This is a genomic window from Methylobacter sp. BBA5.1 (assembly GCF_000746145.1).
Lineage (GTDB): Bacteria > Pseudomonadota > Gammaproteobacteria > Methylococcales > Methylomonadaceae > Methylobacter > Methylobacter marinus.
Map to the genome: position 1 here is coordinate 35212 of NZ_JQKS01000041.1, position 6531 is coordinate 41742.

The following is a 6531-nucleotide window of genomic DNA, read 5'->3' on the forward strand; positions in this document are numbered from 1 at the left end:
TCGCCCCACAGGTTTTAAAGCCGCTTGTTTCGACGGTTGAACGGGCAAACTGCGTAAGTCCCGCAGGTGTAGGTTTTCAATCATCGGCTTTACCATGACGAGGCGATCTGGATGACTTCGTAGACCGACGTGACGCCGGCGATCAGTTTGGCCACGGCATCGTCCAGCAGGCTATTGATGCCGGACGCGCGCATTTTGACCACCAGGTCCGACTCGCCTTCGCCTTCGGCGACGGCGCGTGCCCAGTCCTCGCGCAGTTCCAGCAGTTCGTAAAGCCCGATACGGCCCGAATAGCCCTTGCCGCCGCAGTAAATGCAGCCGGACGGGTCGTGGATGATCTCGCCGGCCAATTCCGGATGACCGATCGACACCGCTTCCAGCTCGGTCATCGGCCTAGGGATGCGGCAGTACCGGCACAGGCGCCTGAGCAGGCGCTGGGCCACGGCAAGTCGCAGCGCGGCCGCGACCAGGTACGGCTCGACGCCCATGTCGGTCAGACGCGTGACGGTCGCCGCGGCCGAGTTGGTGTGCAGCGTGCCCAGCACCATGTGGCCCGTGAGCGCCGCCTTGATGGCGATGTCGGCGGTTTCCCTGTCCCTGATCTCGCCGACCATGATCACGTCGGGGTCATGACGCAGCACGCTGCGCAGGGCCTTGGCGAAGCTGACCTTGTCGGCGGCATCCACCTCGACCTGCGCGACGCCGCCGATTTCGTATTCGATCGGGTCCTCGATGGTGATGATGTTGACGTGGCGCTCTTCCAGCAGCATGCGGATGGCCGCGTACAGTGTCGTGGTTTTGCCGCTGCCGGTCGGTCCGGTCATGATCATCATGCCCTGGGTGCGGCGCAGGAAGCCTTCGATCTTGTCCTGGTGATCCGGCTCGAAGCCCAGATGCTCCAGGGTCAGCGAGTCGGTCTGCACGGCTAGCAGACGCATCGTGACGCGCTCGCCGTACTTGGTCGGCAGGGTCGCCACGCGCACGTCGATGCGCCGCCCGCCGGACACGAACTGGTGCGAGAAACGGCCGTCCTGGGGCTGGCGTTTTTCGGCGATATCCAGATAGGCCATGACTTTCAGGCGGCTGACCAGCTCGGTGTAAATGTTGGCATTGATCTGGCTGTACTGCTCCAGCTGGCCGTCGACGCGAAAGCGGATGGTCGCGCCGTTAAAGCCGGGATCGATATGGATATCGGACGCTTGGCGCATGTAGGCGGCATAGAGCAGCTCGTCGCCGGTACTGACGGCGTTGGAACTGATCTCGGCCGCTTTCGGCAAGGCCTGGACCTGGTGGCGGTTGTCGCCGTAGACCTGCCTGAGTTTTATGTCCAGCAAAGCCTCGTCGCCGGCCCACAACTGCACGGGCATTTTCAGCAGCCGTTCCAGCAGGTTGGCCAGCGTCGGATTTTCAATATCCTGGCAGATGACATGGATAACGCCGTTGAACTCGATAAAGGGCAGGGCTTTCTGCCGTAGCGCAATATTGGCGGGCAGCTTCAGCGCGCAGGCCGGATCGATGCGCGTCAGGCTGATATCGAGCAGGTGGGTCTGGGGATTGAGGCCGACATGGTCGATGTATTCCACGGCCACATGCAGTTCATCGCCATCGGACTGGGCCCGGCACACCCTGGCCTTGCGGGTAAAGCGCCGGTGTTGGGCCTCGATGCTGACCGTGATCGCCTGGTCATGCCTGACCAGGCCGGGCTGGCCCGCGATAACCAGGCCGGCGCCGCTGTCGGAGGCGTCCTTGACGTCGGCATGGCTGAACGTAAGGCTGTCTTCGATGAACACGGTCGCGCGCCAGCCGCTGACGGGCTGGCGATCGGCGCTTCTTTGCTCGGCAGCGGGCCGTTCAGGCTCTGAGGATTTTTGTCTCATGTCTTTATAGTTATTATCATCGCGTGGAAAGCGCTCTGGTGTTTTCCACGGCTGTTTATTATTTCGTCAGGTTTTTTGTGGGGGCGACTTCGCCTAAAGCGCCTGCTGTCGGTAGTCGCCCAGATCAGTATGTAGGGGCGAATTGATTCGCCCAGGGCGACTGAAGCCGCCCCCACAGACCGCAGGCGTTTATAAAAAGCGTGCGCCCAATACGCTTACAGCCACAGTTTCAACAGCCATTCCTGTTTGCCGGCCCCCTTGTCATAGGCTTTCATCGCCAGGGACACCGGCAGCGCTTTGATATTGCTGTCGGCCAATGTTGCCAGTGCCCGGTAAGTATCCACATAAGTGCCGGCAAAACGGATTTTTCTAATGTTTAAAGCAAGGTCTTTGGCGTTTTTATCGTCAGTGGCGGCCGGCTTTTTGGCTGCGGACGCTTTGGCTTTAGGATCGGGGGTCTCTTCCGGTGTCAGCAGCTCCTTGAGCCAGTTTTGCGTATCCTGTAACGATCGGGACAGGTTTTTCTCGATTGACTGCTCATTGGGCGTCTCTTCAAGTACCTGTAAATGGTTATCGGCCAGGATAACGGTAATGCGGTCTATGGCGTCATTGGTCGAACTTTCGAGCGACAGAAAACCACTCTCGGCCGCCATGGCAGCATGGATGGATTTGGTTTCCTGTTCAAGCTTGATAACTTCCTCCTTTAACCGGCTTTTCTCCTGTTCCATGCCTGGTATCGCATCCGGGTTGATGCCCTTGCTGACCATCTGTACATATTGTTCCTCGGCTTTTGCTGACTTGTCCGTGATAAAGCCGCTGATGATGGCGAAATAAACCACCAGCACGCCCAGTGCCGGCAGGATGCGTTTAAGCAGTTGCTCTCGTTGTTGTTCGGGTGTCATCGTCATTCGGGCGTCAATTCGTTAAAGGGAAGCCGGCGCTATTTTTTTTGCGGTTCATGATGAAATCCTTCGATGCCTTTATCGCGCAGGGCGATTTCAAATTCCCAGGGGCCGCCGTCTTCAAACAGGTTCATGTTCTTTTTGGTCGGGGCCGCGATTTCCCAGCCCAGATCCGCCAGTTTCAGTTCCAGATAACCGGCCAGTTTGTTGGTTGAAACGGCATCCAGACTGATGCCGCGAATTTTTATGTCGTCGTTTTCGGCGACGATTTCTTCCAACAGCAGATTCTCGGGACGGCCCGAGGCGATGGCGGCCAATAATCGCGAGGGACGGTGCTGCAGCGCGTTGATCATCTGCGGCAAGGTGTCCGAGTCGCCTTTGAGCTTGTCGAGTGTTGTTTTCAGCTTGTCGCGTTTGTCGCGATCGTCGGTTGTGGATTTGCGCAAGGCCGTCAGCGACGTTTCGACTTTTTTCAGGGCTTCGGCTTCATAGGTGAACTGCCGGGCTTGATACAGATGCCAGCTTAAATGAACGACACAGATCAGCACGGCCGCCGAACCGCCGGAGGCCATCAGCAGCAGGTCCTTGTTGAGCCTGGATTGATGGCGCAGCATCGGGACCGGGGGCGGCGATTTTTGGGTCAGCGCGCCGGCCCACAAGGCCAGCCATTCCGGTATCCGTTCGGTATTGCCTAAATGCACCCTATAAGCGGTTTCAGGCAATAACTCGATTTTATTGTTCAGCAGGGTTTCGGTATGCGGGACCGCGCCTTGCTCGTTCAGCCATTGCTCCAGCTGCGTCTGCCAATGGCGATAGTCAAAAGAGAATTGTTGCATGGCAAGGCCGCTGTCGGGATGGCGCCGCAACGCGACCAGCTGGTTGGACCAGCACTCCAGTCTCAGCCAGTCCTCATGCTCCGGGTTGGCCAGCGATTGCGGCATGCCGGCCGGATGCAGCAGGCCGCCCAGCTGGCTGCCGGCTTTTTTCACGGCTTTGTGGAGGTCCTCGAAATGCAGTTGGTTGATCTGGCTCACCCAGTAGGTGCTCATCTCGTCCCTGTTGCTGAGCAGGTGATAAGCCAGCTGCATGTCCAGCGAGGACTGGCCGGTCAGCCCTTCCAGTTCGAATTGCAAAGCCTGTAGCAGCGTGGTCTCGTCGACGCCTTCCACCTGCATGGAGGGAATGCTCAACAGGGCGATCGGCAGGCGTATGTACAGCAGCCAGACCTTGCGTCCCAGTGGTTTGCCGGCGGCGATCTGTCCGACGCACTCGGCCAGTTTCGCCGTCGTCGGACAGCTGATGTCTGTCGTGCTCATCTCGCCGGTCAGCACGCCTGACTTGTCGAAATCGGCGCGAAAGGTTTTGGCCTCGGTGATGAACAGCAGACTGTGAGCCGGGCGTTTTTTGAATAAGGGGATTTTCATGGTTTTTTAAACTACAAATAAAACCTGGGTTCGTTATAGCGTTAAAGAGGCGCGGCCATGACAACCGGGCGTCTTAATGCCCATACCGCTGCATTCTTTGGAAAAACGCAGGGGTATGAGGTGGATGAGGAGGTCTCCGTATCCTCTTCATCCGTCATCCGTGAGAAACATCTCCTTTGGTATTTTTCCGTCATCCCTTGCGGAAACCGCCGGGCATCGGTGGGGTGCCTGGAGCCCGGGTTAGCGGAGTTGTTTCTGTCTGAGAGGATGGCCATTGCTGTTGCGGACATCCTGTTAAGCTGATGCAGGGCGGGCACGAGAGGTCCATGTCCGCGCTGCATGGTTTTTGCAACGGTGGCGGATTCGCGGGTCGCTGATCCGCCTTGTGATTAATATTGGGTTGCCGGACAGCATGGCAACCCGAACTGAGCGGCTAGGGATTAGTTAGCGGCTCTGTTTTCCCAGCCTTTAGCCAGCAGGGTATTTGCGCCAACCAGAGTAGTTGATTCAGACGCTGGCACGTTAGCTACAACGCCCAGAAATTTAGCTGGTTCGATCACAGCAGAGCAACCAGCGGTGGTGTTATCTTTATGTACCTGTAAGATTGCAATGAAGTGGCCATAAGCTTTTGCTGGGCCATATTCGGCATCCTGAGGGAAGAACACAGGTGCGGCTGCCATTGTGGATTGAATCAATTCATTGTTATCGCCAATACCGACCCCGATGTAGTCATAGCAGGTGTCATTGTAGACCATCGGGTCGCGGCCTAATGCTTTTGCCAAGTGTTTTTCGACACCTGAAGACATCATATCTGTCACTAAACCAGCGTCCGCAACACTTGCAAATGCTGTCGTATCAAAATCAGTAGAAGCTGGATCATCAAGCATATACATGCCTGTGCTGGTGCCAAACGTCCTGTTTGCGACATTCGGGTCATTGCCTACCGCCATGTTGATTCCGGATTTTACCAGCGATTGTGCTGCAACACTGTTAGCGCCGTAGACAGCTGGTGTAAACATGGCAGGATTCGCCAAACCGCAATAGATGTCCCATTGCACGGCAGCTGAACAGGTTCCTCCAGCAGTACCTGCGTCAGCTAAACCGTTGGTTAGTGTGTCTACATGCGGGGGGATTCTGTTTTTCTCATTTACATAACGGCCCATCGCATTATTCAGCTGAGTTACGTTATTGGAGTTGGTGCTGTCATGGGTAGTCTGGGTAAAGCTGCCGACATAGGGCACCAGCAAGCCTGCCAATCCGATCAGAATCAACAGTACCACGGTTAATTCGATTAAAGTCATACCCGCCTGGCGAGCCATGTTGTTATAATGCTTCATGAAGGGTTACTCCCTATTTTTCTAGTTAATGATTAAGTTAAAGTTGCCATTAACAAAGTTGTTGGCGGCAGAGCTCGACCCTCTGCCGCCAACCGGGGGTAGCCTTTCCCCCACACTCCTGAAATTCCTTTAGTTCACCATCCCGGCTCTGCCCATCCTGGAACGAATTAACTCGCATGGTCGAAATAGATATAGCAAAGGTTGTGCCAGAGTTGTAAGCAATGGATTACCAAGTAATTATTCTTCCTGAATGCCAAGTGGTCTGTAAAACTGCGTGAAATGCCGCGTTTTTACGGGTTATATGCGGCATATGACTTAATTTATCGTGCAAGTATTTGATATAAAAAGATTAATATTTCATTTTGGCCGGTTTGTAGTTTGAAAATAAATATGTGAAATGCGTCACTTTTATTTAGGCTTAAATGTGGTATTAGCCTGTAATCCTTTGATTACAAGGTGATAATTGCTTCTATTGAGTCACGCCTTAACAAACTGCGTCAAATAATATACTTTTTATAAGGTAGTTGTTTATATGGGGTATTTTTGTCACTAGCAGTCAGCCATTACTTAAAAGCAATGGCTGTTGTGAAAATTGAGTATTGACAGGCGGGCTTGCCTGAAAAATACAGTAGGGTACGCATCGCGTACCTTTTCCAGCGGTTCCGGCCATCCCAAAAGGTACGCGATGCGTACGAGACTGTGAAAGTATTCAAGACTCCTCAATGGTATAATATTATTTATTATTCCATTGATATAAAAAGAATAAATGACTGCCAAGAACTATAAAGTGGGTCAAGATCGCTACCAGTCATCGTTGCTGCCCCCCCGCGTGGATGAGTATGTATCCGAGAATAATCCGGTACGCGCGATTGATGCATACGTGACCACCCTTGATTTAGTGCGCCTGAAAATCCAAAAGTGCAGCTCAGGTCTGACAGCCGGGCAACCGGCCTATCATCCAAGCCTGCTGATCAAGCTCTATCTTTACGGC

The 6531-nt window shown here is 54.5% G+C and carries 5 protein-coding genes; 1 reads left to right on the forward strand and 4 read right to left on the reverse strand.

Going from position 1 to position 6531, the window contains the following annotated elements; translation table 11 throughout:
* Positions 1-89: 89 nt before the first annotated feature.
* The 4 genes from EK22_RS19445 to EK22_RS19465 form a co-directional block, all read right to left on the reverse strand.
* The gene (locus EK22_RS19445) at positions 90-1877 is read right to left on the reverse strand and encodes an ATPase, T2SS/T4P/T4SS family (RefSeq protein ID WP_036253749.1); all 1788 of its coding nucleotides are present in this window, start codon (positions 1875-1877) and stop codon (positions 90-92) included.
* A 215-nt stretch (positions 1878-2092) separates the two neighbouring features.
* Positions 2093-2785 (reverse strand): hypothetical protein, encoded by a 693-nt coding sequence (locus EK22_RS19450; protein WP_036253752.1) that lies wholly within the window; start codon positions 2783-2785, stop codon positions 2093-2095.
* A 32-nt stretch (positions 2786-2817) separates the two neighbouring features.
* Complete coding sequence (locus EK22_RS19455) at positions 2818-4203, reverse strand: hypothetical protein (RefSeq protein WP_020157724.1); 1386 nt, start codon at positions 4201-4203, stop codon at positions 2818-2820.
* Positions 4204-4643: 440 nt separating this feature from the next.
* Positions 4644-5540 carry a type II secretion system protein gene (locus tag EK22_RS19465; RefSeq protein ID WP_020157721.1) on the reverse strand — a complete coding sequence of 299 codons (897 nt, stop codon included), beginning with the start codon at positions 5538-5540 and terminating at the stop codon, positions 4644-4646.
* A 766-nt stretch (positions 5541-6306) separates the two neighbouring features.
* Here EK22_RS19465 and EK22_RS19470 point away from each other — a divergent pair.
* Positions 6307-6531: transposase (locus EK22_RS19470; RefSeq protein WP_036253762.1), on the forward strand; the 225-nt coding region annotated here is incomplete at its 3' end.

Excerpts from the sequence above, each read along its gene's own strand:
- EK22_RS19445 (WP_036253749.1), bottom strand. The coding sequence starts at position 1,877 with ATGAGACAAAAATCCTCAGAGCCTGAACGGCCCGCTGCCGAGCAAAGA.
- EK22_RS19450 (WP_036253752.1), bottom strand. The coding sequence starts at position 2,785 with ATGACGATGACACCCGAACAACAACGAGAGCAACTGCTTAAACGCATC.
- EK22_RS19455 (WP_020157724.1), bottom strand. The coding sequence starts at position 4,203 with ATGAAAATCCCCTTATTCAAAAAACGCCCGGCTCACAGTCTGCTGTTC.
- EK22_RS19465 (WP_020157721.1), bottom strand. The coding sequence starts at position 5,540 with ATGAAGCATTATAACAACATGGCTCGCCAGGCGGGTATGACTTTAATC.